Source organism: Terrabacter sp. Ter38 (genome assembly GCF_024519435.1).
GTDB lineage: Bacteria > Actinomycetota > Actinomycetes > Actinomycetales > Dermatophilaceae > Terrabacter.
In genome coordinates this window covers 366,545-391,641 of sequence record NZ_JALJRZ010000001.1, presented here as the reverse complement: position 1 = coordinate 391,641, position 25,097 = coordinate 366,545, and the positions used below count along the sequence as shown (strand labels likewise).

The 25,097-nt window shown below is 70.1% G+C and carries 21 protein-coding genes and 2 tRNA genes; 8 read left to right on the top strand and 15 right to left on the bottom strand.

The genetic code is table 11. From position 1 onward, the window contains the following. Positions 1–20 precede the first annotated feature (20 nt). Positions 21–96, top strand: a tRNA-Asn gene (locus NR112_RS01800). Positions 97–154: 58 nt separating this feature from the next. Here NR112_RS01800 and NR112_RS01795 read toward each other — a convergent pair. From NR112_RS01795 to NR112_RS01775, 5 genes are all read right to left on the bottom strand, one after another. After that, a complete protein-coding gene (locus NR112_RS01795; protein ID WP_256792268.1) occupies positions 155–1,081 on the bottom strand; it encodes an amino acid ABC transporter permease in 927 nt (308 codons plus the stop codon). Beyond that, the gene (locus tag NR112_RS01790) at positions 1,078–1,755 is read right to left on the bottom strand and encodes an amino acid ABC transporter permease (RefSeq protein WP_256792267.1); all 678 of its coding nucleotides are present in this window, start codon (positions 1,753–1,755) and stop codon (positions 1,078–1,080) included. The genes NR112_RS01795 and NR112_RS01790 overlap by 4 nt, the downstream gene beginning before the upstream one ends. An 82-nt stretch (positions 1,756–1,837) precedes the next feature. Beyond that, positions 1,838–2,668 carry a glutamate ABC transporter substrate-binding protein gene (locus NR112_RS01785; protein ID WP_256792266.1) on the bottom strand — a complete coding sequence of 277 codons (831 nt, stop codon included), beginning with the start codon at positions 2,666–2,668 and terminating at the stop codon, positions 1,838–1,840. Between the two features lie 65 nt (positions 2,669–2,733). Next, entirely contained in the window at positions 2,734–3,462 is a 729-nt protein-coding gene (locus NR112_RS01780; RefSeq protein WP_256792838.1) for an amino acid ABC transporter ATP-binding protein, read from the bottom strand. Positions 3,463–3,684: 222 nt separating this feature from the next. Then, positions 3,685–5,037 carry a M23 family metallopeptidase gene (locus tag NR112_RS01775; protein ID WP_256792265.1) on the bottom strand — a complete coding sequence of 451 codons (1,353 nt, stop codon included), beginning with the start codon at positions 5,035–5,037 and terminating at the stop codon, positions 3,685–3,687. Between the two features lie 343 nt (positions 5,038–5,380). Between NR112_RS01775 and NR112_RS01770 the strand changes: the two genes are divergently transcribed. Continuing rightward, a complete protein-coding gene (locus tag NR112_RS01770; RefSeq protein WP_256792264.1) occupies positions 5,381–6,187 on the top strand; it encodes a maleylpyruvate isomerase family mycothiol-dependent enzyme in 807 nt (268 codons plus the stop codon). A gap of 1,930 nt (positions 6,188–8,117) precedes the next feature. On the opposite strand, the gene NR112_RS01765 is transcribed toward NR112_RS01770, so the two are convergent. Then, entirely contained in the window at positions 8,118–10,961 is a 2,844-nt protein-coding gene (locus tag NR112_RS01765) for a PKD domain-containing protein (protein ID WP_256792263.1), read from the bottom strand. Positions 10,962–11,575: 614 nt separating this feature from the next. Here NR112_RS01765 and NR112_RS01760 point away from each other — a divergent pair. Beyond that, the gene (locus NR112_RS01760; protein WP_256792262.1) at positions 11,576–11,923 is read left to right on the top strand and encodes a transposase; all 348 of its coding nucleotides are present in this window, start codon (positions 11,576–11,578) and stop codon (positions 11,921–11,923) included. 117 nt (positions 11,924–12,040) lie between these two features. Continuing rightward, positions 12,041–12,601, top strand: a complete 561-nt coding sequence (locus NR112_RS23150; protein ID WP_374511034.1) for a DDE-type integrase/transposase/recombinase — start codon at positions 12,041–12,043, stop codon at positions 12,599–12,601. 29 nt (positions 12,602–12,630) lie between these two features. Here the strand turns inward: NR112_RS23150 and NR112_RS01755 are convergent. Then, positions 12,631–12,707, bottom strand: a tRNA-Ile gene (locus tag NR112_RS01755). Positions 12,708–12,916: 209 nt separating this feature from the next. Here NR112_RS01755 and NR112_RS01750 point away from each other — a divergent pair. From NR112_RS01750 to NR112_RS01730, 4 genes are all read left to right on the top strand, one after another. Next, positions 12,917–13,258, top strand: coding sequence for a bifunctional 3-phenylpropionate/cinnamic acid dioxygenase ferredoxin subunit (locus NR112_RS01750; RefSeq protein ID WP_256792261.1), 342 nt, complete (start codon positions 12,917–12,919; stop codon positions 13,256–13,258). Positions 13,259–13,433: 175 nt separating this feature from the next. Then, a complete protein-coding gene (locus tag NR112_RS01745) occupies positions 13,434–13,949 on the top strand; it encodes a DUF3145 domain-containing protein (protein WP_256792260.1) in 516 nt (171 codons plus the stop codon). Positions 13,950–14,444: 495 nt separating this feature from the next. Continuing rightward, on the top strand, positions 14,445–15,323 hold the full coding sequence (locus NR112_RS22370; RefSeq protein WP_306216587.1) for a WhiB family transcriptional regulator: 879 nt from the start codon (positions 14,445–14,447) through the stop codon (positions 15,321–15,323). A gap of 142 nt (positions 15,324–15,465) precedes the next feature. After that, positions 15,466–16,674: an RtcB family protein gene (locus NR112_RS01730; RefSeq protein ID WP_374511030.1), complete on the top strand. Its 1,209-nt coding sequence runs from the start codon at positions 15,466–15,468 to the stop codon at positions 16,672–16,674. A 78-nt stretch (positions 16,675–16,752) separates the two neighbouring features. Here NR112_RS01730 and fabF read toward each other — a convergent pair whose 3' ends face one another. The 8 genes from fabF to argG all read right to left on the bottom strand — a co-directional run bounded on the left by fabF (position 16,753) and on the right by argG (position 24,957). Further along, positions 16,753–18,003 carry a beta-ketoacyl-ACP synthase II gene (fabF, locus tag NR112_RS01725; protein WP_256792258.1) on the bottom strand — a complete coding sequence of 417 codons (1,251 nt, stop codon included), beginning with the start codon at positions 18,001–18,003 and terminating at the stop codon, positions 16,753–16,755. Positions 18,004–18,148: 145 nt separating this feature from the next. Then, on the bottom strand, positions 18,149–18,397 hold the full coding sequence (locus tag NR112_RS01720) for an acyl carrier protein (RefSeq protein ID WP_020145270.1): 249 nt from the start codon (positions 18,395–18,397) through the stop codon (positions 18,149–18,151). 138 nt (positions 18,398–18,535) lie between these two features. Beyond that, positions 18,536–19,591: a beta-ketoacyl-ACP synthase III gene (locus tag NR112_RS01715; protein ID WP_256792257.1), complete on the bottom strand. Its 1,056-nt coding sequence runs from the start codon at positions 19,589–19,591 to the stop codon at positions 18,536–18,538. A 126-nt stretch (positions 19,592–19,717) separates the two neighbouring features. Beyond that, positions 19,718–20,668 (bottom strand): ACP S-malonyltransferase, encoded by a 951-nt coding sequence (locus tag NR112_RS01710; protein WP_256792256.1) that lies wholly within the window; start codon positions 20,666–20,668, stop codon positions 19,718–19,720. Positions 20,669–20,714: 46 nt separating this feature from the next. Beyond that, positions 20,715–22,061, bottom strand: coding sequence for a helix-turn-helix domain-containing protein (locus NR112_RS01705; RefSeq protein WP_256792255.1), 1,347 nt, complete (start codon positions 22,059–22,061; stop codon positions 20,715–20,717). A 9-nt stretch (positions 22,062–22,070) separates the two neighbouring features. After that, positions 22,071–22,880 (bottom strand): class I SAM-dependent methyltransferase, encoded by an 810-nt coding sequence (locus tag NR112_RS01700; protein WP_256792254.1) that lies wholly within the window; start codon positions 22,878–22,880, stop codon positions 22,071–22,073. Positions 22,881–22,939: 59 nt separating this feature from the next. After that, a complete protein-coding gene (locus NR112_RS01695; RefSeq protein WP_256792253.1) occupies positions 22,940–23,404 on the bottom strand; it encodes an SRPBCC family protein in 465 nt (154 codons plus the stop codon). A 128-nt stretch (positions 23,405–23,532) separates the two neighbouring features. Further along, positions 23,533–24,957 (bottom strand): argininosuccinate synthase, encoded by a 1,425-nt coding sequence (gene argG / locus NR112_RS01690; protein ID WP_256792252.1) that lies wholly within the window; start codon positions 24,955–24,957, stop codon positions 23,533–23,535. Positions 24,958–25,097 lie beyond the last annotated feature (140 nt).

Sequence of the window (25,097 nt, the reverse complement as noted above, 5' to 3'; positions counted from 1 at the left end):
CTATGGTTGCGCAGCAGCATTCCCCTGTAGCTCAATTGGCAGAGCAGCCGGCTGTTAACCGGCAGGTTATTGGTTCGAGTCCAATCGGGGGAGCCAGCACGGAGAAGGGCCCCGACACCACCGGTGTCGGGGCCCTTCTCGTATGCCGATCGGCTCAGCGCCGGGCGTCGCCGGTGTGGACGCCTGCACCACCGATGCCGTCGGTGGGGGTGTCCACGGTGCCGGCCCCGGTGACACCGGTCGCCGGTGCTGCCTTGCGCGGACCGCGACCCCGACGGTTGAGCCGGCTCTCGACGCGACCGGCCAAGGTGCTGAGACCGAAGTTGAGCGCGATGAAGATGGCTGCGGCCAGGACGTAGGCGGGGAGGACCGTGGCGTAGGCCGTGCCCATGTCCCGCATGCTCTGGAGCAGCTCCGGATAGGTGATCGCCGCACCGAGCGCGCTGTCCTTGAGGATGACGACGACCTGGCTCACGAGGGCCGGCAGCATGGCCGTCAGCGCCTGTGGCAGCTGGATCGAACGCATTGTCTGCGGGGCCGTGAGACCGATCGAGAGGCCGGCCTCGGACTGACCGCTCGGCAGTGAGTACACGCCCGAGCGGACGAGCTCGGCGATGACGGAGCCGTTGTAGAGCGTCAGGGCGATGACGACCGCCATGAACGAGTTCAGGCTTGCGGCGAAGATGTTGTTGAAGGCGAAGAGCTGGAAGAGGAAGTACATCATCAGCAGCACCGGGACGGCCCGGAAGAACTCGACGATGATCCCGCTGACCCAGCGGATCGCGGCGTTCTGGGACAGCCGTCCCATGCCGAACAGGATGCCGAACACCATTGCGGCGACGATGGAGACCGCGGCCGCCTTGAGGGTGTTGAGCAGGCCTGGCACGACGTACGAGGTCCATACCTCGGGGTCGACGAGCGGCGACCACAGCTCGGCGGTCAGCTGACCCTGGGCATTGAGCTTCCACAGCACGAGCGCGAGCGTCGCGACGAGGAGGACGACTCCGAACGCCGTCAGGATCGCGTGGCGACGACGGGCACGTGGGCCGGGGGCGTCGAAGAGGACGTTCTGGGCACTCATCGCTTCACCGCCAGTCGACGCGAGAGGGACGTGAAGAACACGCCGACGGGCAACGTCAGGATGACGAAGCCGAGCGCGAAGACGAGGAAGACGGCCACGCTCGCGGTCTCGTTCTCGATGATGACCTTCATGAGGGCCGAGGCCTCGGCGACGCCGATGACGGAGGCGACCGTGGTGTTCTTGGTCAGAGCGATGAGCACCGAGCCGAGCGGCGCGATGGCGCCGCGGAACGCCTGGGGGAGGATCACCTCACGCAGGCTCTGGCCGAAGGTCAACCCGATCGAGCGGGCCGCCTCGGCCTGGCCGAGTGGCACCGTGTTGAACCCACTGCGGATCGCCTCGCAGACGAAAGCCGCGTGGTAGACCGCCAGGGCCACGATGGCCCAGCGGATCGCGTTGTCGCGCAGTGACGTGGGCGAGCTGGGGTCGACGAGGCTCACCTCGAGGACGATCCCCACCCCCGCGAGCGAGAAGAACATGATGAGTGTCAGGGGGGTGTTGCGCACGATGTTGACGTAGAAGGCGCCGAGCCGGCGGAGCACCGCGACCGGGGACACCCGCATGATCGCAAGGACCGTGCCGATGACCAGTGCACCGATCGCCGAGAAGAACGTCAGCCGGATGGTCATCCAGAAGGCTTCGAGGATGTTGTATTTCTCGAGAATGTCGAGCATGTCCCTCCTTCACGCACAAGGGATCTGGCCCGCGCGAGCCGCGGCGCCGGCGTGGGGCGCCGCGGCTCGCGCGAGGAAGGAGTCAGGAGCAGGCAGCCGGGGTGGGCGGGTTGCCCGCGCCGGGCTTGTAGCCGGCCGGTCCGAGGTTGGCGTCGAGCGCCTTCTGCCACGAGCCGTCGCTGACCATCTTCTTGATGGCGTCCGTGACCTTCTGGCAGAGAGCGGTGTCGCCCTTCTTGAGGCCGATGCCGTAGTTCTCCTGGGAGAAGGGCTTGCCGACGACCTTGAACTTGCCCTTGTACTGCTCCTGCGCGGCGTAGCCGGCGAGGATCGTGTCATCGGTCGTCAGGGCGTCGACACCGCCGGTCTGGAGAGCGGGCAGGCACTCGGAGTACGTGCCGAACTCCTGCAGCTGCACACCGGGGTACTTGTCCTTGACCTTCTGGGCCGAGGTGGAGCCGGTGACCGAGCAGAGCTTCTTGCCGTCGAGACTGTCCGGGCCGGTGATCGACGAGTCGTCGGCGCGGACGAGGAGGTCCTGACCGGCGATGAAGTACGGACCGGCGAAGGAGACCTTCTCCTTGCGGGCGTCGGTGATCGAGTAGGTCGCGACGACGAAGTCGACCTGACCCGTCTGGATGAGCGTCTCGCGCTGGGCGCTCGGTGCCTGCACCCAGGTGATCTTGTCCTCGCTCGTGCCGAGCGCCTTGGCGACGTACTTGGCGACGTCGACATCGAAGCCGCTGTACTCGCTGCCCTTCTTCAGGCCCATGCCCGGCTGATCGAACTTGATGCCGATCTTGAGCCCGCTGTCGCCGCCGCCGCCGGTGGCGCTGGGCTGACCTGATCCGCACGCGGCGAGCGTGAGAGCCAGTGCCGCAGCCGCGGCCACTGCTCCGAGTCGTGCCTTCATCTGGGTTCCTCCCTGGTGGTTGCTCACGTCCCGCCACGTGCCGGACGTGCCCTGTCTTGGTTGGTTCAGTGGGTGAGGATCTTGCCGAGGAAGTCCTTGGCGCGCTCGCTCTTCGGGTGGGTGAAGAACTCCTGCGGCGTGCCGACCTCGACGATCTGGCCGTCGGCCATGAAGACGACCCGGTCGGCCGCCTTGCGGGCGAAGCCCATCTCGTGGGTGACGACGATCATCGTCATGCCCTCCTTGGCGAGCCCGACCATGACGTCGAGGACCTCGTTGACCATCTCCGGGTCGAGGGCCGAGGTGGGCTCGTCGAAGAGCATGACCTTGGGCCCCATGGCGAGGGAGCGCGCGATGGCGACCCGCTGCTGCTGTCCGCCGGAGAGCTGGGCGGGGTACTTGTCGGCCTGCGCCTCGACGCCGACGCGCTTGAGCAGGTCGGTCGCCTGCTGGTCCGCGTCGGACTTGGACTTCTTGCGGACCTTCATCGGTCCGAGCGTCACATTGTCGCGGATCGTCTTGTGCGCGAACAGGTTGAAGGACTGGAAGACCATGCCGACGTCGGCACGCAGCTGCGCGAGCGGTTTGCCCTCCTCGGGCAGTGCCGTGCCGTCGATCGAGATGGTGCCCGACTCGATGGTCTCGAGGCGGTTGATGGCGCGGCACAGCGTCGACTTGCCCGAGCCGGACGGCCCGAGGACGACGACCACCTCGCCCTTGCCGACGGTGAGGTTGATGTCGCGCAGCACGTGCAGGTCGCCGAAGTGCTTGTTGACGCCGTCGATGACGACCATAGGGTCGCGGGGCGGGTCCGGGGTGCGATCGCTCGGCGCCGCGGTGTCGGGGTTCACGTCGTCCATCCCGGAAACCTATCGGCTCCGGGGACCGCGGAGCACCCTCCGCGCCGAGCGTGCCCGAATCGTGAGGAGTGCCGAGGACGCACGCGCACCCGATCGTCTGCCGAAACAGGACCGGCAACCGTCGCCGGGTGGCCCCGCGCCACGCCTGAGGACGACTCAGGCGCCGCCCTCGGCCGCTGTCGTCGAGGAGGCGGTCGGCTGGCTGGTCGAGGTGTCGCCGGCCGAGGCGATCGCGGTCGCGACCTCCGTCGCCGTCTTGAGCACCTGGGTCGCCGTCGCGGTGACAGTCCCCGTCGACGTCGGGTCCACCACGACGGGGGCGTCCGTGGGATCGCTCGGAGACACCGACGACGGCGGCGGCGGGTCGCTCGGGGTCGTGCTCGACGGGTCGCTCGTCGTCGGGGTCGTGCTCGGCGGGGCCGTCGTCGTCGTGCTCGGCGGGACCGTCGTCGTCGTGGTCGTACTCGGAGCAGGCGTCGTCGGCGGGACCGTCGTCGACGGCGAGCTCGTCGTCGTGGTGGGCGACGGCTTGGTCATCGTGGGCTTCGACGTGGTCGTCGGGCTCGGGGCGCTCGTCGTCGTCGAGGGACGCGTCGTCGGCGTGCCCGTCGTGGTCCCGGGCTGCGACGTGGTGGGGGTCGTGGTCGGCGGCCGACCGCCCGTGCTCCTCGTGTCGGTCGGGGCCTGCGTCGCCTGCGGGATCGGCACATCGCCGTCGGCGACGGTCCGGATCACGCGGCCGCCCGGGTCGAGCACGAGGTGCGGGACGACGGCATACGGCACGGAAGCGGTGTCTGACGGCGGGAAGCCGAGGTACGGCGCAGGGTCGACGTAGCGGTCGTTGACGATGACGTCGAAGTGCAGGTGGCAGCCGGTCGACCATCCCGTGGTGCCGCTCAGGCCGATGACCTGGCCCTGCTTGACGTGCTGGCCCTCGGTGACGAGGAACTTCGACTGGTGGCCGTAGGCCGTCTTGAGCGTCGGGGTGTGCTGGATGATCGTGCGTCCACCCCACGACGCGGAGACACGGGCGTAGATGACGGTGCCGTCGGCGGCTGCGTGGATCGGGGTCCCACAGGCGGCAGCGAGGTCGATGCCGGTGTGGAACATCGGACGGCCGAGGAGCGGGTGGATGCGCGGTCCGAAGGGCGAGGTCTCGCCGCCGGGGACCGGGTGGATGAACAGCGGACCGCCGATGATCGGGGCGGCGATGGCCTCAGCCGTGGCGGGCGCCAGACTGATGGCCGGGAACATGAAAAGGCCGCCTCCGATGGCGGCGCTGAACGCGGAGTCGACCGGGGCCAGCGCGACCGTCTGCGAGCTGGCCACTGATCCCGTCAGCTCCTTGCGGGCCTGGCCGACTGCGGCGACGGCATCCTGGACCGCGGCGGGTGAGCCGGCCGCGAGCACGACCGACGCCGTCGGGGTCGTAGGGGCGCTGCCCCCGAGAAAAGGCAGCAGGGCGAAGATCAGCAGCAACGTCGCGAAGGGCACGAGACGACCGCTCATCCTGATGTTCAGGACGAACGGACCACCGTGCTCATTGGCATCTGTCACCGTCAAGCCACCCCTCGAGGCACGTCCGCTGTCACCATCGACACTGTCCCGGCGGTCATGCCGCCGCAACCGGATGGCCCCCACGTCCTGACCGGCCGGTCTCGACCACCATAGGTCGAGCCGTTGCGCACGGGGCGGTTCCCGCCAACATGCGTCGGGAATCCGTGACGCATGTGACGCATGTGACGCATGTGACTGATGGGCACGATGTCCGTCTCTCGGCCGGGCGGGAATCAGGGACGCCGTCGGGCGGTTGGCGATTGAGACCGTATCCCGTGGAGCAGATGGAGCCAGCATGACCCCGCAGGCAGCCTGGATCGACGCCGTCCGCACGTCTCACGAGAGGTTCCGCGACGTCCTCGACCGCGTCGAGCCGACGCAGTACGGCCATCGGGCCTACCCCGCCGACTGGAGCATCGCCCAGGTCGCGTCCCACCTCGGGAGCCAGGCCGAGATCTTCGGCCTCTTCCTCGACGCGGGTCTCGCCGCCGGCACCGCCCCGGACGGTGACGACTTCAAGGCCGTGTGGGCGCGGTGGGACGCCATGGCGCCGGCCGACCAGGTCAGCGAGAGCGTCGTCGCCAACGACCGTTTCGTCGCGCGGCTGGAGGAGGTCGCGTCGTCCGGTGCGCCGTTCGAGGTGGAGCTCTTCGGAGGACCGTCCGACCTCTCGGGAGTCGCCGCCGCCCGGCTGGCCGAGCACGCCGTGCACACGTGGGACGTCGAGGTCGTCCTCGACCCTGCCGCGACCGTGGGGCCTGAGGCGGTGGACCTGCTCGTCGACCGGCTGCCGGGCACGGTCGCCTTCGCCGGCCGACCGTCGGCGGACGTCGCCCCCACCTCGGTCGTTCTCGAGACGCACGAGACCGAGCGCCGCTTCCGGCTCGACGTCGACGCGGACGCGATCCGCCTGGAGCCCGTCGACGCGGCCGCCGCGACGGCGTCCGGCGGAGAGTCCTCTGCCGGCACCACCGACGTCGTGCTGCCCGCAGAGTCGCTCGTTCGCCTCGTGTACGGCCGGCTCGATGCCGAGCACACTCCCGACGACGTCACCGGCGCCGAGCACCTACCGGCCCTTCGTGCGATCTTCCCGGGCTTCTGACCGGAACGGAACGCATCAGAGCCCGCCGGCCACGAGGCCGGCGGGCTCGGACGTCTGCAGCACACGGCATACGCCATCTGCGGTGCGGGGCAGCCACGGTCAGGTGGTCGGGACCTTGCGGAAGGCGACCCGAGCGTCGTTCATCGCTCGACCTGGCCCGGGTGAACATGTTCATGCACGAGTCCTGCGTGGAGTCCGTGACGTTGTGGATCGGGTCGAGCTCCGGCGCGCTGCCCGTGTCGGCGCGCGTGGGGCAGTCGAACTGCGGGACGGCTTCTCGCGAGGTGTCGGCCACGAGGTCGCCGCTCGCGGAGCAGGCACCCTTGAAGGTGTGCTCAGCATGAGCCGGTGGTAGAGCTCGTGGGTCAGCGCCTCGCCATCGGCGTACGTGCCGGCCGTCCGCCCGGCATGGACTCCTCGAGCGAGTCGGCGGCGTCGGGCGCCGTCCTGCCGCCGTACGAGTCGTCGAGCACCGTGATCTGCGCGGTGATGAGCCGCTGCCATCGTGACTTCTCGGTGACCGAGAGCGCGTGGTCGGGGGCACCGAACGGGCGTCGCTGGCCGTCGCGCTGGAGGACCCGGCGACGACGCTGAACGCGGGCCCGCCGCGTCGCCTGGGCAGGTCACGAAGGCGACCGGCGGAAGGATCGGCCCGAGCAACGTGACGCGACAGATCCCGTGGCCGGCTTGCGGCAATCTTGCGGAAACGACGGCATTTGGGGGTTTCGATCTTGCAGTCCGCACGGCACAGTGGTCGTTGTGGGGGAGGAAGCCCGACCAGAACCGTGGGGGGACGGGTCGGGGAAGGACCGGTGGGGAGCCGCCGGGGGGTGAGGACGGGGTGGGTTCTGCCGGGGGAGTCGGCGGGACCCGCCCCGACCGCTGTCCGGTGACGTCTGGGCCGGGGTGGGCCGGTGTCCTCACTGGCCCGATCTGTGCGGTTTCCTCACGGGACGCGGGTGGGCGGGGGACACTGGGAACAGGCCCGCAGGGCCCCTTCTCGGGAGAAGGGTCGGCGTGGCCCAGCGGACGGCGCGGCCCTCGTGGCCGAGGAGCACCCGGCCCGACTCCCACCCCCGGGTCCGTGCTCACCCCTCAAACCGTCCGGGTGCCGAGTGGTCCGCGAGCGGACCACTCGGTGCAGGACTGGCCGGCGGTGGTCGCACTCCGCCGGTCAGCCCCACCGTGGCCCCGGCCGGTGCGACCGGGTGTCCCGTGGGGCAGCAGGGGCTTGAGCCCTGGGCCGACGGATTATGAGTTCGTACACTCGTACCATGCCCACCTCGTGACGTCTGCCGCTTGCCTTGTTAGCAGCCAGGAACCGCCTATTGCCATCAACTCCCGCATCAGCCCACTGATCGCCCACTGGGGAGCAGGGCCCTAGGCAAACGACAGCCTGAGCCGTCTGCAAACCGGCCGCCGTTGCGTCACTTCCTTGCGCTGTCACGGAGTGCGGTCCGCCGGGTCCTGGGGCATCCCGCAGCACGAACGAACGGCGCTGGAACAACCCTTCCACGGCGAGGTCGAGCACTAGGGTGGCGCGCTGCTGGGTGAAGCTGCTCCGATCAGATCAGCACGCTGGGCCCGTTCCGGTGCGGTGGTTCGGCTTCGCGAACGAGAACCCCCGCCGAGCCCGCCTCGCGCTTCAACGACCGAGCGCCGCAGGGCCCACATTCTCGTGAGTCTTGAACCCCTGGCTTGCTAGACGGGCCACAGAGGGGCCTTGACAGCCAGAGGGACCCCGGGGGGCACCCATGGGCGCTGGGAGGCGCCACAACCCACACACCGTGGCCGGCATCGACCTGTGCGCCAACGTCGGTCGTGGCGCTGGGCTGAGGTGAGGTCGCTCGCACTCGGGTGGTCGACTGTCTCCGCATAGGGCGGTCCGAGCGCGGCACCCCGCCAGTGGCGTCGCGAGGCGGCCTCAGCCTCAGGGAGTGGTGGACGGCCGGACGAGGCGTAGATTGTCGATGCGGAGGACGAGCGGGGCGTTCGTTGCTGTGGAGGAGAGATAGGTCCACAGTCCCACGCCACCCGATGTTTGCATCCCCGCTCGTGCATCGACGGTCGAGACGATCCAGGTCCCCGGTTCGGCGCTACCCACCTTCCAGACCTTGGCGCGCAGGGTCGTGCTGCTCGTACCGGACGCTTGGAAACGTACCTGGACAACGTCTCCGGGGCTCACGGTCAGATTCGGGACGACGGCCTCGGCCACCATGGTCGACTCGACGTTGGTCGAGCTCGAGAAGGTGAGGGCCACTCGGACGGAGCCACCGGCCAACACGTGCACCTTCGCCCGGTACTCGCCGATGTTGGCGACCCGGCGCCCGACTGCCGTGAGGTAGTAGCCACCGCCGGTGGCGGCCTTGTCCGGCGCGAAGGTGAACTGCAGATCGGCGTCGCTGGCCGACGCCGAGTTCAGATATATCGCGGGACCGGACCCGGCGGTCTTCATGGTCAGCGACCCTGTTCCGTTGGAGACAGCGAAGTTGCTCCCACTCGAGGTCGTCCACGCTCCGCCGACGTCAGCCGAACCCCAGCCGATGGCAACCGTCCTGCCAAAGTCGTCCGCGGCGATCGGCGCCTCCGGTGGGGCCGTCACCGTGACCGTCTTGGTGACCGAGTTGGTCGCGCCCTGGTCGTCGGTCACGGTCAGCTTGACCGGGTAGCTGCCGGCGCTGCCGTACGTGTGAGTCGGCCTGCTGCCGGTGCCGCTGCCGGTGTCCCCGAAGTCCCAGGCATAGCCGGTGACCGTCCCGTCGGGGTCACTCGAAGCCGTCGCGTCGAACGTCGCCACCAGATTCGCCGCGGTAGCGGTGAACGCCGCCGTCGGCGGCTGGTTCACCGGTGGGGCCGTCACCGTGACCGTCTTGGTGACCGAGTTGGTCGCGCCCTGGTCGTCGGTCACGGTCAGCTTGACCGGGTAGCTGCCGGCGCTGCCGTACGTGTGAGTCGGCCTGCTGCCGGTGCCGCTGCCGGTGTCCCCGAAGTCCCAGGCATAGCCGGTGACCGTCCCGTCGGGGTCACTCGAAGCCGTCGCGTCGAACGTCGCCACCAGATTCGCCGCGGTAGCGGTGAACGCCGCCGTCGGCGGCTGGTTCACCGGTGGGGCCGTTCCTCGGGCACTGAATGCGCTGAGCTTCGCGGTGACCGGCGCGATCGTGCTGCTGCTGGACAGGTAGGTCGTGATGCCCACGGCTCCGGCGGCCTGAAGGACCGCAGTGCTGTCGGTTGCGGTGAGTTGCCAGGTGGCCGGTTCTGAAGCGCCCGACCACACCTTCCATCGGAGGGTGGTCGGAGAGGTACCGGTGACCTGCAGTCGGGTGTTGAGCGGCATACCCGCGGATAGCGACACTCCCGCCGCCACCACTTCACTCTTCAGAGTCACGGCCGTCGCGGTGCCGGTCAGCATGCTGAGGCTGATCACCACGGAGCCGTCCCCCCGAACCCGAGCCTTGCCCTCGTACTCCATGTTCGTGCCGACCCGGCGGCCGAGCATGGTGAGGTAGAGACCGTTGGAGTTGGGCAGCGGGTTGGTGGCCACGGCCATCTGGACGTCGGTGTCGGTGCTCTTGGCGGAGGGCAGGTAAGCGGTCAGCCCAGCGCCCGCCTTGGACTGGACGAGAGACGCGGCTCCCGGTGTGACGGAGAAGGTGCTGGCGCTTCCGACCAGCGCCCAGGCGCCGCCCACGTCGGCGGATCCCAACCCCGCGGTCACGGTGCGGTTGAAGGCGTCAGAGGCGAAGACCACCGGACCAGGCGTACGAGGGGAGACCGATCGTGTCGTCTGTCCGGTCCGACCTTGGTCGTCAGTGACCTGCAGGGTCACCGTGAAGTCGCCCGATGCCGCGTAGGTATGGCTGGCTCGCGTGGGTTCCGTTGTTACGCTGCCGTCCCCCCAGGTCCATCGCCAGCCGGTGAGCGAACCCGTCGCAGCAGTGGAGCCCGAGCCGTCCGCGGAGCAGGTCAGCCCTACGCACGTTGTGGTGAAACTTGCCTGGGGCGCGTTCAGGTCTGGCTTCCAGATGTCGAGGATGGGCGAAGCCGTTGCACTGTTGCCGATCGGGGCAAGGCCGTAGGCATCCTGAAGGGTGCGAAGGATGTTGTAGTGGTCGATGTGTTCGGAGTACTGCCCGGGCTGGACGTTCTGCCCCTGGAAGATGGTCGGGATCTGGTTGTTCGCGGTGTTGTCGTCCTCGTCGAAGGTCAGCAGGAAGACGCTGTTGTGCTGCTTGGCCCACTGCACGTAGCCGTCCAGCTGCGCCTGGACCCACGCGTCTCCTTGGGCTATCGATCCGTCGTGCATGTCGTGCTGCAGATTCGGGATCACGATGGACACCGCCGGCAGGGTGGAGTAGTCGGCGGGGAACTGGGTCAGCGGTCGGTTGGCCGAGGCCGGCACGTTGGTGAAGTTCACCCACGGGCTGTGCTTGCGTGCGTACGACCCACTCGTGCATCCGGTGTAGCCCACACTGGGCAGGTCCTCGGCATAGCCGGCAAAGCCCTGCCCGGAGTTGGTGAGCTGGGCACCGAGGTTGTCCGCGCTCAGGGTGTTCGGGCAGGAGTCGTCGGTGACTCCATTCACCGAGCCGGAGAACAGCGCGACGTAGTTCGGTTGGCTGGGGTGGGTGAGAGCGAACGAGGAGGTCATGTTCGCCCCCGAGGCCGCCAGGGAGTTGATGTACGGGGCGGCCGGATTCCCCAGGACCTCGCCTGACGAATGGTTCTCCAGAATCAGCACCACGACGTGGTCAGGACGAGGCACGGTGGTCACCGAGGCTCGAGCTGCCGGTGCGGCCATGACGGTGCCCGCCATAAGGGCCGCACTCGTGAGCCCGGACACGACGAGTCTTCGCGGCTGCATGGCGGGTCCTTCGTTGTAAGGCGCCGAGGGTGCCAATCTAGACCCGAAAGCGTTGCAGCACAGGGAATGCCTCGAAGTCGCACAGCCGATCTCTTGGAGACCGGCGCTGAATCGGTGCGAATTGCTCATATCGTCGATCGTCGGCGAACATCCAATGCTTCTTGCATGCTGGGTGGGCAGGCGCGCGTTTCAGCCCGTTCGCTGGCCTGAGGACCGGCCGGAACGCGGTGGCTGGCTTGCGGATCGTTCCAGCGGCCTCTGTCGGTTTCTGCTCGCTCGTGGGCATCCTGCCCCACGGACCGCTGACTGACCCTTGCCCAGGGCGGCGATGGACCGAGGACCGAACGTGAACGACCGTATGGTTTCAACGCACCTCGACCACCGGTCTCGTCATGGTGACCATCGACCGGCTGCCAGATGCCGACGTGCGGTCCGGTCGGGTTCTTGCGCCATCCGGGTCTGCTGCACGGACGGGTGACATCTGATCTGCGTCGATGTGTGTCGGCGCCGGAAGGATGTGCACCATGCCCAAGGCGTTCCCCACCGAGTTCCGCGAGGACGTGATCCGGGTCTTCAAGGAGACGGATGCCTCCGTAGCCCAGGTCGCGAAGGACTTCGGCATCTCGCCGTCGTGTCTGAGGCGGTGGCTGACGATCGATGAGCGACGCTCTGCCAGTGCGTCGGTCCCGGCCCGGGCCTCCAGCGAGTCCGATGCGCTGCGGGAGGCGAACAAGCGGATCAAGCTGCTCGAGCAGGAGAACGAGGTCCTGCGGCCGCCTATCTTTCGCAGGCGCACCTGCCGGGAAAATGATGTATCCGCTCGTCCGCGAGCTGGCCAGCTGATCGACGGGACGGGATCCTCGTCACGGTGACGTGCCGGGTGCTGAAGATCGCTCGCCAGCCCCACTACCGCTGGCTCGCCGGGCCGGTCACGGCTGCTGAGCTGACGGCGGCGTACCGGGCGAACGCGTTGTTCGACGCCCACCGCGATGACCCGGAGTTCGGGTACTGGTTCTTGGTCGGCGAGGCCCGCGACGCCGGCGAGGCGATGGCCGAGCGGACCGCGTGGAAGCTCTGCTCGCAGCTGGGCTCGTGGTCCGTCGTTCGGCAAGAAGCCCGGACGCAACGGAAAGACGCCGGGCCCTCCGGTCCACGACGACCTGGTCGAGCGCGACTTCACCGCGCCCGCCCCGAACCGACTGTGGCTCAGCGACATCACCGAGCACTGGACCGGCGAGGGCAAGCTCTACCGGTGTGCCGTCAAGGACCTGTACTCCAACCGGATCGTCGGCTACTCCATCGACTCACGGATGAAGTCTTCCCTCGCTGTCGCGGCCCTGGACAACGCCGTCGCCCGGCGCCACGCTGACGGCGCCGACGTGGCCGGCTGCGTCCTACACACCGACCGCGGTGTCGGCAGGGTCGCAGTTCCGGTCCAGGAAGCTGGTCCACCAACTCCAGCGTCACGGCATGGTCGGCTCGATGCCGCGCGTGTGCATGGAGTGTGCATGGACGCGACGGTCATCGCGTTGCGGTCGTCCGATCGATGATTGATCCACTTGTGCCGCAAGGGGATTCATGGTGGGGCAGGTGGGGCTTGAACCCACGACCGACGGATTATGAGTCCGCTGCTCTGACCGGCTGAGCTACTGCCCCGGGACCGTCAGCGGCCGGGCCGCTGAGATCGGTCGGAGTCTAGCGACCGGTCGGCGACCGTCGTGGAGGCGGGCGCGTGGCGGGCGAAGGACGGCCGCTTGGCGCGGCGGCGCCCCGCGGGGCGCCGCGAGGGTGGCCGCAGCCGAGGGACGCGGAACCTCTAGGCTCGCCGTGACCACCGACCCCGGGCACGTGAGGAGACGACGAGCATGAGTGACGGCATCCGCGTGGCAGCGGTCGACGACGTCGAGCCCGGTGAGGCACTCGTCCTCGACACGGCCGTCACGGGCACGGACGAGCCGATCTCGCTCTTCCGCGACGACGACGGCACGTACTACGCCCTCGACGACACGTGCTCGCACGAGGACGCCTCCCTGGCCGACGGGTGGGTCGAGGCCGGCGAGGTCGAGTGCCCGCTCCATGCCACCCGGTTCTGCCTCAGCGACGGCAAGCCGATGTGCCTGCCGGCCACGAAGCCGGTGCGCACCCACAAGGTGGAGCTCCGTGGCGACGAGATCATCGTCTTCCCAGGCGTTCCCGCAGGCGCCTGAGCGGAGCGAAAGCCGCATATCGGTCCCTGAGACTGCTGGTGCCGATGTGCCTCATGGTGCACAATGGGCGAGTGCTCGCCGTCGAGCACGTTCGTCCGGCACCACCGAGTCAGTCCACCGGCACGTGAAGCAGCAGGCGTTGGGGAAGACGTCCCTGCAACTTCAGGAGGTTCGGATGGCTGTCGCGACGCCGCGCACCACGACACGCGGGGTTCTGTTCGTACACGGAGCCCCGGCTGCGCTCTGCCCGCACATCACGTGGGCGATCGAGGCCGTCCTCGACCAGCCGCTGACATTCGACTGGATCCCCCAGCCGGCCGCGCCTCGCATGGTGCGGACCGAGCTGACCTGGACCGGTGCCCCTGGCACCGGGGCGGAGCTGGCCAGCGCGCTGCGCGGCTGGGACGGGCTGCGCTACGAGGTGACGGAGGAGCCGTCCCCCGGCTGCGACGGGGCTCGATGGTCCTACACGCCGCGGCTCGGTATCCACCACGCCATGACGTCGGCGTCCGGAGATGCCGTCGTCCAGGAGGACCGCCTCCGGGAGGCGATCCTGCGCACACGCGGCGACGTCGACGCGCTCCAGGACGAGATCGACCTGTTGCTCGGAGTCCCGTGGGACGAGGAGCTCGAGGTCTTCCGCTACGCCGGTGACGGCGCCGCCGTGCGCTGGCTGCACAAGGTGGGCTGACCACCAGACGTCTCGCCCGCCGCGGCCTCCAGCGCGGCGCACGAGATGACGAGGGCCCGGGCGGTTCGTGCTCCCGGGCCCTCGTCATGCGTGGCGCATCGACCGGTCCTCGCAAAACCGTTGGCCGAGCAGCGGTGTCGCCTGTCATCATCGACCGGGGCGCCGTGACCGCTGTGCCCCGACACTTCTCACCGTCCGCGGACGAAAGGCCTGTCATGACAACGGGACCCACCATGAAAGCGAAGCGCAGCCTGTGCCTCGCCGATGTGGCCTACCCGTTCTACGGGGAGTGCGGCATCCGGCACCCCCAGCCACGGCATCCCCGCCTGCGACCTCGCTGACGCGACGAGCCCCACCCGCTCCCATCGTCGAGCCGCCCCCCGGGATGACCCCGGACCGGGCGGCTCTTCTCGTGCCGCCCGTCGACCTGACGACATACGACGACACACGACGACACACGACGACACGACGAGACCACGGAGAGGAGGACCGACCATGACCCAGGTGGAGGTGTGGAACGCCGACGAGACGCTGCTGCACCGCGTCTCGGTGCGGCACGCCGTGCGGATGATCTGGCGTGGCGTCGCAACCCCCGTCGAGGTCCACGAGACAGCACGGTTCGGTCCCTACCAGGTGCCGATCGTCGTGCGGCTGGTGCGCTACGTGGAGCAGAAGTGGCTCTACTCGCGCACCCGGGCCCCCTACTCCCGTGAGGGCGTGCTGCTTCGCGACCGGCACCAGTGCGCCTACTGCGGCCGCTTCACGGCCACGACCATGGACCACGTCCTGCCGCGATCGCGTGGCGGCGCGACGTCGTGGACCAACGCGGTGTCGGCGTGTGAGGGGTGCAATCTCCGCAAGGGCGACCGCACCCCGGACGAGGTACGGATGCCGTTGCGCTGGGAGCCCTACGTCCCGACCCGCGTGCAGCTGCACTTCGCCCGAGCCACCACATCCACCGCGCCGCGCGTCACCCGATCCCGGGAAGGAGCCCGCCAGATGACGAGGCACCGCACGACCCTTCGCACCCAGTCCCTCGGACAGGTCGGTCTCCGCCCGGCCTCCCGGGGCGGCCAGGCGCTCGACGCGTGGATCTTCCGCGCGGCGTCGGAGCATCCCTTCGAGCTGGGCGACGCGCTGCCGCTCTGCGCGGAGGAGGATCCGGACCTCTTCTGGCCGGCCACCGAGCCCGAGGCCGAGCAGGCCAGGACGGTATGCCGGGCCTGCCCGCTCAGGGAGGCCTGCCTGACCGTGGCGCAGCAGCGGCTCGAGTGGGGCGTGTGGGGCGGGCAGCTGCTCGCCAAGGGTCGCCCGACCACCGAGCTCCCCGGCAACGTGCGCCCCTCGACGCACGACACCGCGCGCAGCGCCTGACACCGACGACGTATGCCGGGTGGCGGGGTCCACACGGACGCCACCACCCGGCATACGCCCTCACCCGACCGACGACCACACGAGGACCACACGAGGACCACGAGTCCGGGCCACCGCCCGGCACCGCGAAAGGATGACGACCATGACCACCTTCCCTGTCGCGCTCCCAGGCGCGCAGGCCCGCACGCTCATGTGGGCCGACCCGGCGCACGTCGAGCCCGCAGCCCTGGAGCAGCTGCGCAGCATCAGCCGGCTGCCGTGGGTGCACGGCCTGCGCGTCATGCCGGACGTGCACCTCGGCAAGGGGGCGACCGTCGGCTCGGTCATCGCCATGCGCGATGCCGTGTCGCCGGCCGCCGTCGGCGTCGACATCGGCTGCGGCATGACCGGCGTGCGCACGAACCTGACCGCTGCAGACCTGGCGGACGACCTCGGCCCGCTGCGTTCGGCGATCGAGGCCGTTCTGCCGGTCGGCTGGAACGCGCACGACGGCACGGCTCCGGTGCTGGGGCGTGACCGGGCGTTGGGGATGCGGTTCGACCGACTCGTGGCGCGCTTCGGCGAGCTGCGCGCGCCGCAGATCGCCGACCGCCGCGGTCGGGCGCTGGCGCAGTGCGGTTCGCTGGGATCTGGGAACCACTTCTGGGAGGTGTGCGAGGGCGACGACGGGCACCTGTGGCTGATGCTGCACTCCGGGTCGCGCAACATCGGCAAGGAGCTCGCGGAGCGGCACATCGCCACGGCCAAGACGCTCGAGCACAACCTCGGGCTACCCGACCGGGACCTCGCGGTGTTCCTCGCCGGGACGACCGAGATCACGGCGTACCTCCACGACCTCTACTGGGCCCAGGAGTACGCGCTGCTCAACCGTGAGGTGATGATGGCGACGACGCGCGAGGTCGTGCTGCGGCACTTCCCGCACGCCGTGTTCGACGAGCCGGTGCGCTGCCACCACAACTACGTCTCGGAGGAGACGTATGACGGGGTGGACGTCGTCGTGACCCGCAAGGGCGCGATCCGCGCCGGCGCGGGCGACCTGGGGCTCATCCCCGGCTCGATGGGCACCGGGTCCTACGTCGTCCGCGGGCTCGGCAACGAGGCGTCCTTCAACTCGGCCAGCCACGGTGCTGGTCGTCGGATGTCGCGCAACGCGGCCAAGCGGCAGTTCACCGTCGAGGACCTCGAGGCCCAGACGGCCGGGGTGGAGTGCCGTAAGGACGCTGGAGTCATCGACGAGATCCCCTCTGCCTACAAGGACCTCGAGTCGGTCATCGCGGCGCAGGCGACGGGGCCGAGCCCTCTCGTCGAGGTCGTCGCGAGGCTGAACACCCTGCTCTGCGTCAAGGGCTGACCCGCGGACGCAGAGCGCCGGAACACGCAGTGCCCACCCGACGAACACGTCGGGTGGGCACTCCGTGAAGCGGGTGCGTCAGATGCTGCGGATCGCCAGGGCGACGTTGTGGCCGCCGAATCCGAACGAGTTGTTCAGGGCGGCGATGTCGCCGTCGGGCAGCTTCTGGTGCTCGCCCGTGACGACGTTGAGCGGGATCTCGGGGTCCTGGTCGTCGAGGTTGATCGTCGCCGGGACGAGCCGGTGGTAGATCGACTGGATCGTGATGACGGCCTCGAGCGCGCCGGCCGCGCCGAGCAGGTGCCCGGTCATCGACTTCGTGGCCGTCACCGACATGTTGTCCGTGTGGTCGCCGAACGCCCGCTTGATCGCGTTGTACTCGGCCACGTCACCGACAGGGGTCGAGGTGGCGTGCGCGTTGATGTGGATGATGTCGGTCGGTGACAGATCGGCCCGCTCGACGGCATACAGCATCGCCCGCGACGCGCCGGAGCCGTTGGGCTCGGGGGCGGTGATGTGGTGGGCATCGGCCGACATGCCCACGCTCGCGAGCTCGGCGTAGATGCGGGCACCGCGGGCGCGCGCGTGCTCCTCCGACTCGAGGACGATGACGGCCGCGCCCTCGCCAAGCACGAAGCCGTCGCGGCCGGTGTCGTACGGCCGCGAGGCCCGCTCGGGGTCGTCGTTGCGCGTCGACAGCGCCTGCATCGCGGCGAAGCCGGAGATCGGCAGCGGGTGGACGGCCGCCTCGGTGCCGCCGGCGACGACGACGTCAGCCCGACCGGTGCGGATCATGTCGATGGCGTAGCCCATGCTCTCCGCGCCGGACGCGCAGGCGCTGACCGTCGTGTGCGCCCCGGCTCGGGCGCCGAGGTCGAGCGACACGGCTGCGGCGGGGCCGTTCGGCATGAGCATCGGGACGGCGAGCGGGTAGACGCGCCGCGGTCCCTTCTCCTTGAGCACGTCCCACTGGTCGAGCAGGGTCCAGACGCCGCCGATCCCGGAGCCGATCGCGGCGCCGAGGCGCTCGGGGTCGATCTCGGGGGCACCGGCGTCGGCCCAGGCCTCCCGGGCGGCGATGAGGGCGTACTGGCTCGAGGGGTCGAGGCGGCGGGTCTCGACCTTGGCGAGGACGTCGATGGGGGGCGTGGCGATCGTCGCGGCGAAGGTGACCGGGAGCTCGTACTTGGCGACCCAGTCGAAGTCCATCGTGCGGGCGCCGGACCGGCCGGCGAGCAGGGCCTCCCACGTCTCCGTGGCGGTGCCGCCCAAGGGCGTCGTGGCGCCGAGACCGGTGACCACGATGCGTCGGTCGCGATTGGACGTCATGGTGACGTGCTCCTCTGAGTCGAGTGGGGTGGGGTGGTGCGAGGGGTGCTGGGTCTGTCGAGGCTGCTGCGGTGGTGCCTGGGTGGCGAGAGCGGCCCGTGCGGCTCGGTCGGCGCCCGGTGGTGCCGGGCGCCGACCGGCTGCATCAGGACTGCGCGCCGGCGATGAAGGTGACGGCGTCGCGGACGGTCTTGAGGTTCTTGACCTCGCTGTCCGGGATGCGTACGCCGAACTTCTCCTCGGCGTTGACGACGATCGTCATCATCGAGAGGGAGTCGATGTCGAGGTCCTCGGTGAAGGACTTGTCCATCTCGACGGACGCGGTGTCGAGGCCGGTCTCCTCGTTGACGATCTCGGCAAGACCCTCGAGGATCTCCTGCTCGGACTGAGCCATCTGTCTGCTCCTTGTTCGTGTTGGCGGTTCGTGCTTGCGGTGGTGCTCGGGGCTGTCATCCGTCGTGGATGGCATTCCGTGGCCCGAATGACCCGTCGGGACCGGCGGGAGTGCTGGGACTGCCCGTGCTGGGAGTGCTCAGGGCAGCACGACGACCTGCGCGGCATACACCAGACCGGCACCGAAGCCGATCTGGAGCGCGAGGCCGCCGCTGGGGATCTCCTTCTCGGCGAGCATGCGGGTCATCGCGAGCGGCACCGAGGCGGCGGAGGTGTTGGCCGTGGTGACGATGTCGCGGGCCACGGGGATGTCGGCCGGCAGCTTGAGCTGCTTGACCATGGCGTCGATGATGCGGATGTTCGCCTGGTGCGGGATGAAGGCGTCGAGGTCGTCGGCCTTGATGCCCGCCTTGTCGATGGCCTGCTGCGCCACCGGGGCCATGCCCCAGACGGCCCAGCGGAAGACGGTCTGACCGGCCATGCCGATCGCGGGCCAGACGTTCTTGTCGGCCTGCGCGGACTGCCACGACTCGCGGACGTCGGTCCAGGCCTGCCTCTGGGTGATGGCGTCACGCTGGGTGCCGTCGGAGCCCCAGACCGTCGGGCCGATGCCCGGGGTGTCGCTCGGGCCGATGACGCAGGCGCCGGCGCCGTCACCGAAGATGAAGGCGCTCCCGCGGTCGTAGGGGTCGGTGAAGTCGCTGAGCTTCTCGACGCCGACGACGAGGACGTAGTCGGCCGAGCCGCCCTTGACCATGTCGCTCGCCATCGCGACGCCGTAGCAGTAGCCGGCGCACGCGGCCGAGATGTCGAGGGCCGGGGCCGTCGAGCCGAGCCGAGAGGCGAGCTCGGGCGCCGCGGCCGGCGTCTGGTAGGGGTGCGTGACGGTGGCGACGAGGACGAAGCCGATCTGCTCCGGTGTGACGCCGGCGTGCTCGAGGGCCTGGCGGGAGGCGGCCTCGGCCATGTCGATGACGCTCTCGTCGTGGGCGGCGTAGTGGCGGCTGATGATGCCGGACCGCTCCCGGATCCACTCGTCGCTCGAGTCGATCTTGTCGACGATCTCGGAGTTCATGACGACGCGGGAGGGGCGGTAGGCGCCCACACCCAGGATCCGCGAGTGGCGCGCGGCGCCGGTGTCGACGAGGGTGCCGGTGCCCTTGGGCGTGGGCGCTGTGGCGCTGGGGGATGTCACGTGAGGCCTTCTCGAGGGTGAGGGTTCAGGTGGGTCGTGGTGCGGCGGGGAGGTCCTGGTGAGGCGGGGTCGCCGCGGGACGGGGACCTCTCCACGAGCGTGCCCCTGTCGGGGTCGGTGCGCCAGTCATGGGACGTCGGTGTCGTCAGGGGTCGCGTGGGCGGCGACGAGCGTGCGCGCCGCCTCCAGGTCGTCGGGCGTCTTGACGGCCAGGGTCTCCACGCCCGGCATGGCACGTTTGGCGAGTCCCACCAGCGTGCCGGCGGGCGCGAGCTCGAGGAGCCCGGTGACGCCGAGCGCGAGCATCGTCTCCATGCAGCGGTCCCATCTGACGGGGTTGCTGACCTGGTGCACGAGTCGGTCGAGGGCGTCGGGTCCATCGGCCACGGTGGCGCCATCGGCGTTCGAGAGCAGGCGGACGGTCGGCGCCGACGGCGTCACGTCAGCCGCGGCGGCGGCGAGCGCGTCGACGGCAGGGGACATGTGGTTGGTGTGGAACGCCCCGGCGACCTGGAGTGGGATGACCCGAGCCTTGGCGGGCGCCGCCCCCCGGAGCGCCTCGACCTGGTCGAGGGTGCCGGCAGCGACGACCTGGCCGGCGCCGTTGATGTTGGCCGGAGTCAGGCCGTGGGTCTCGAGGGCAGCGAGGACCTCCTCCGGGTCGCCGCCGAGCACGGCCGCCATGCCGGTCGGGGTGGCGGCGCTGGCCTCGGCCATGGCGCGGCCGCGGGTCGCGACGAGGGCGATCGCCTGGTCGTCGGTGATGACCCCTGCGAGGGCGGTGGCGGTCAGCTCCCCGACGGAGTGTCCAGCGAGGACGGCGCCCGTGCCGGCCAGCTCGGCGCGCGAGGAGAAGAGCGCCGAGGCCGTCACGAGGCCGGCGGCGACGATGAGCGGCTGCGCGACGGCGGTGTCCTTGATCGTCTCGGCGTCGGACTCGGTGCCGTGCACGACGAGGTCGTGACCGGCGGCGCGGCCGAGGGCGGACAGCTGCTCGCGCACGCCGTCGAGCTCGAGCCACGGGGCGAGGAAGCCGGGGGTCTGGGAGCCCTGTCCAGGGCAGACGATCGCTAGCACGTGCTCAACCTTTCCGGGTTACCGGTGAGGACCTCGCCACCGAATGTCACGAAGTCGTCGGCGATAGTTTGGAGGTTTCCTCCAAGGGAGAACGATCGGTCGTGCGGGGCCGCAGTCGGGGCACCCGCGAGGTCTCGGTCGCGCCACCGTCGCCCGCGCTGTCGTGGGCGCCGACGACGACGGGCCCGGACGACCCGGCGGGTCCGGCTGCGGCAGAGCCCGGGGTCGCCGCGAGGCGCCCTAGGGCGAGCGCGATCCGCACGGCCCAGCCCTCGCGTGGGGTCGTGAGGTCGTAGCCCGTCACGTCGGAGATGCGCCCCAGCCGGTAGCGCACGGTGTTGGGGTGCACGAAGAGGACCCGCGCCGTCGCCTCGAGCGACCCTCCGTGCTCGAGGTAGGCGGTCGCCGTCTGGAGGAGGGGTGCGTGACCGGCCGCGGACAGCGGTCGGTGGATGCGGTCGACGAGGATGCGGCGGGCCGGGGGGTCGCCGGCGAGGGCGCGCTCGGGCAGCACCGCGTCCGACTCGAGCACCCGCGGCGCGTCGGGCCAGGCGGGGGCGGCAGCCAGCCCGCTCAGCGCCGCGCGTGCAGAGCGCCCGGCCGCGAAGAGGTGCGGGACGGTCGGCCCGAGCACGATCGGTCCGGGCCCGAAGCGGTCCGCGACGGCCTCGACCACCTGCGGCGCCTCACGCGTGCCACCGAGGATCGCGATGAGCCGCGAGCGCTGGACGATGGCGAGCGCCTCCACCCCGCGCTGCCGGACCGCCCGGCGCAGGTCATCGACGGCCGGTACCGCTCCGCCGCTCGCGGTCGGGGTGCTGCCGACGACGAAGGTCACGTCTGCGAGCTCTCCCCACCCGAGCGCACTGGCACGGGACTGCATGGAGTCGTCGGCCTCACCGCGCAGGACGGCGTCGACGACGAGCGCCTCGAGCCGTGCGTCCCACGCGCCACGGGCCTCGGCCGCGCCGGCGTAGACCTCGGCGGCGGCGAAGGCGATCTCACGGGAGAAGCGCAGCACCGACTCGCGCAGCAGCTGCTCGTCGCCCGGCGCCGCGAGGCCCTCGACCCGTGACTCGACGACGTCGACGACGGTGCGCACGAGGTCGAGCGTCTGGCGCAGGCTGACCGACCGGGTCAGCTCCTGCGGCGCGTTCGCGAAGATCGAGATGGCGGACGGCGGGTGGCTCTCCTCCTGGTGGAACCACGCGATGAACTGCGAGATGCCGGCCTGGGCGACGAGCCCGACCTGCGACCGCTCCTCGGCCGAGAGGTCGCGGTACCACCGCAGGTGCTCCTCCATGCGCTGCGAGGCGAGGGTCGAGAGCTCGCCGGCGCTGCGCTCGACGGCGCGCGACGTCGCCTCGCTCGGGTGCTGGCGCGGTCCGCTCACGGGCCCAGCCTAGGTCTGCGGCCACCCGGACTTTGTATGCCGCTCACAAACCATCGGTGCGCACCTGACCGTCGCGGCTGGGGTGCGGAGGCGACCGGGTGCGTCAGCGGGCCGACAGGACGGCAGTGTGGCCGGCATACGTCCGTGGGCCCTCGAAGTGGGGGAGGGCCTCCGCGAGCCTCGGGGAGAAGCTTGCGAGGTAGGCGCTCGCGGCTGCGTGGTCGGCGAAGTCGCGCGGGTCTCGACGTCGCGCTGGACGACGCGCTCGAAGTGTCGACCGAGCACCTCGGCGGCGTTCTCCGACATGAACTGGGTCGCGAGCGGCTCACCGCCGGCCTCACGCAGCAGGCCCGCGAGGTGCTCGCGGCCGTTGGTCGCGACGAAGAGCGTGCCCCCGTCGCGCAGGACGCGGCGCACCTCGCGGAGCGTGCCGTCGAGGTCGGGCACGTGGTAGAGCATCCAGGCCGCGACGGCGGCGTCGCGCGAGCCGTCACCGACGGGCAGGACGTCCGAGGAGGCGACCTCGGCCGGGACGCCCAGCGCGCGTGTGGCCTCCACCATCCCGGGTGAGAGGTCGGTCGCGAGATAGTCGAGGCCAGGCGCCTCGTCGAGCACCGAGCGAGCGAACTGACCTGTGCCGCAGCCGATCTCGACCAGCTGCTTCGGCTCGGAGGACACCACGAGCGTACGCAGCACGTCCACCGGGGACACGCCCTCGGGCCCGGGGCCCCATACGCCACGCCGCGTGCGGAGGTTGTCGGCGGAGGCGTACTGGCGGGCGACGTGGTCGCCCTCGGTGAGGTGGGTCGTCGAGTCCATGAAGGGGCACCCTAGCGGCGGCCACGGGCAGATCCCATGACCGCCGCGGGGTTCGTCGGTCAGCTCGCGACGGCTGAGGCGAGGTTGCCGAGGCTGTCCTCGAGCTGGCTCCTCGCGACGAGCGGGAAGCTGACCTTCGAGGGGATCTCCTTGTCGGTGACGTGGCTCCAGTCATAGGTCAGCGTCACGCGCGTGGCGTTCGGGCCCTCGGGTGACAGCTCCCACATCCACTCCCAGCCGGGCGGCGGGGTGTCGGCCGGTGCCGTCTTCCACGCGAGCAGGGAGTTGTGGGAGTAGCCCGTGACCGTGTTGTCGGTCTGGTACTCGCCACCCATGTGGTCGCCGGCCATGTTCATCCGGAACACGTCGCCGACCTTCTGGAGGCGCTCGGCCTTCTCGTCGGACCGCACGAAGCCGGACCCGTCGAGCTGGGGGTGGCGCTTCGGGTTGCTGAGCACGTCGAAGATCTCGGCGGCCGGGGCGTCGATGGTGCGCTGGACGGTGATGCTTCCGTTGTCGCTCATGCAGGGCCCCTACCCGATCGGTGTGCTCGCGGGACCGTCTCCTCACCGGGTCGAGGTGATCCCGCTGTCGGGCGGCTACCGGGATCACCTCGAAGCAGTGGGCCGGCGGGGTGGCCGGCGTCGCGGCGTCAGTCGGTGCCGAACTCCATGGCGGCGCGGTCGAGGGCGTCGTCCTCGTTGTCCACGCCCAGGGCGGCCGGGTTGGCCGAGATCGCGGCCGCGCCACCCGGCGTCAGCTCGCCCACGAGGTCGCGCGCGTCGGCGCCGAGGAGGCCCTGGGCGGCGTACAGCTCGAGCTTGGCGCGGGAGTCGGCGATGTCGAGGTTGCGCATCGTCAGCTGCCCGATGCGGTCGACGGGACCGAACGCGGCGTCCTCGGTGCGCTCCATCGAGAGCTTCTCGGGGTGGTAGCTGAAGGCCGGCCCGGCGGTGCCCACGATCGACCAGTCGTCGCCACGGCGCAGGCGGACCGTGACCTCACCCGTGACGGCCGAGGCGATCCAGCGCTGGATCGACTCACGAACCATGAGCGCCTGAGGGTCGAGCCAGCGGCCTTCGTAGAGAAGGCGGCCCAGCTTGCGGCCCTCAGCGTGGTAGTTGGCGATCGTGTCCTCGTTGTGGATCGCTGCGACGAGCCGCTCGTACGTGATGTGGAGCAGGGCCATGGCCGGTGCCTCGTAGATGCCGCGCGACTTCGCCTCGATGATGCGGTTCTCGATCTGGTCGCTCATGCCGAGGCCGTGACGGCCACCGATGGTGTTGGCGGCGTCGACGAGGGCGACCGGGTCGGCGTACTCCGTGCCGTTGATGGCGACGGGGCGCCCGCGCTCCCAGCGCACCGTGACGTCCTCGGTCTCGATGGTGACCGTGGGGTCCCAGAACTTGACGCCCATGATCGGCTCGACGACCTCGATCGACTCGTCGAGGAACTCGAGGGTCTTGGCCTCGTGCGTCGCGCCCCAGATGTTCGCGTCGGTGGAGTACGCCTTCTCGGCGGAGGCGCGGTAGGGCAGCTCGCGCGCGGTCAGCCACTCGGACATCTCGTGCCGACCGCCGAGCTCGGTGACGAAGTCGGCGTCGAGCCACGGCTTGTAGATGCGCAGGCTGGGGTTGGCCAGGAGGCCGTAGCGGTAGAACCGCTCGATGTCGTTGCCCTTGAAGGTCGAGCCGTCGCCCCAGATCGAGACGCCGTCGTCCTGCATGGCCCGCACGAGCAGCGTGCCGGTGACGACGCGGCCGAGCGGGGTCGTGTTGAAGTACGTCTTGCCGCCGCTACGGATGTGGAAGGCGCCGCACGCGATGGCGGACAGGCCCTCCTCCACGAGGGCGGCCTTGCAGTCGACGAGGCGGCTGATCTCGGCGCCGTACTGGCCGGCGCGGCCGGGGACGGAGTCAATGTCGGGCTCGTCGTACTGACCGAGATCGGCCGTGTAGGTGCACGGCACGGCCCCCTTCTCGCGCATCCAGGCAACAGCCACAGAGGTGTCGAGGCCGCCGGAGAAGGCGATGCCGACACGTTCACCGACGGGGAGCGAGGTCAGGACCTTGGACATGGATGTAAGTATATGCACAGCCGCGCATACCTATCCAATCGCGGATGCCGTGGGCAGGGCGTCGCGACTGGAGGGCCGCGGGGCCGGCCGGTGAAGCAACCGGCGTCGGCGGATCGACCCCGTACGCGTGTGTGGCCCGG

Coding starts and splice junctions, on each gene's coding strand:
- NR112_RS01745 (WP_256792260.1), top strand. CDS start 13,434: ATGGCTGTCGCGACGCCGCGCACCACGACACGCGGGGTTCTGTTCGTA.
- NR112_RS01760 (WP_256792262.1), top strand. CDS start 11,576: ATGCCCAAGGCGTTCCCCACCGAGTTCCGCGAGGACGTGATCCGGGTC.
- NR112_RS23150 (WP_374511034.1), top strand. CDS start 12,041: ATGACCCGGAGTTCGGGTACTGGTTCTTGGTCGGCGAGGCCCGCGACG.
- fabF (WP_256792258.1), bottom strand. CDS start 18,003: ATGACGTCCAATCGCGACCGACGCATCGTGGTCACCGGTCTCGGCGCC.
- NR112_RS01780 (WP_256792838.1), bottom strand. CDS start 3,462: ATGGTCGTCATCGACGGCGTCAACAAGCACTTCGGCGACCTGCACGTG.
- NR112_RS01720 (WP_020145270.1), bottom strand. CDS start 18,397: ATGGCTCAGTCCGAGCAGGAGATCCTCGAGGGTCTTGCCGAGATCGTC.
- NR112_RS01775 (WP_256792265.1), bottom strand. CDS start 5,037: ATGAGCGGTCGTCTCGTGCCCTTCGCGACGTTGCTGCTGATCTTCGCC.
- NR112_RS22370 (WP_306216587.1), top strand. CDS start 14,445: ATGACCCAGGTGGAGGTGTGGAACGCCGACGAGACGCTGCTGCACCGC.
- NR112_RS01695 (WP_256792253.1), bottom strand. CDS start 23,404: ATGAGCGACAACGGAAGCATCACCGTCCAGCGCACCATCGACGCCCCG.
- argG (WP_256792252.1), bottom strand. CDS start 24,957: ATGTCCAAGGTCCTGACCTCGCTCCCCGTCGGTGAACGTGTCGGCATC.
- NR112_RS01730 (WP_374511030.1), top strand. CDS start 15,466: ATGACCACCTTCCCTGTCGCGCTCCCAGGCGCGCAGGCCCGCACGCTC.
- NR112_RS01795 (WP_256792268.1), bottom strand. CDS start 1,081: ATGAGTGCCCAGAACGTCCTCTTCGACGCCCCCGGCCCACGTGCCCGT.
- NR112_RS01785 (WP_256792266.1), bottom strand. CDS start 2,668: ATGAAGGCACGACTCGGAGCAGTGGCCGCGGCTGCGGCACTGGCTCTC.
- NR112_RS01770 (WP_256792264.1), top strand. CDS start 5,381: ATGACCCCGCAGGCAGCCTGGATCGACGCCGTCCGCACGTCTCACGAG.
- NR112_RS01790 (WP_256792267.1), bottom strand. CDS start 1,755: ATGCTCGACATTCTCGAGAAATACAACATCCTCGAAGCCTTCTGGATG.
- NR112_RS01700 (WP_256792254.1), bottom strand. CDS start 22,880: ATGGACTCGACGACCCACCTCACCGAGGGCGACCACGTCGCCCGCCAG.
- NR112_RS01750 (WP_256792261.1), top strand. CDS start 12,917: ATGAGTGACGGCATCCGCGTGGCAGCGGTCGACGACGTCGAGCCCGGT.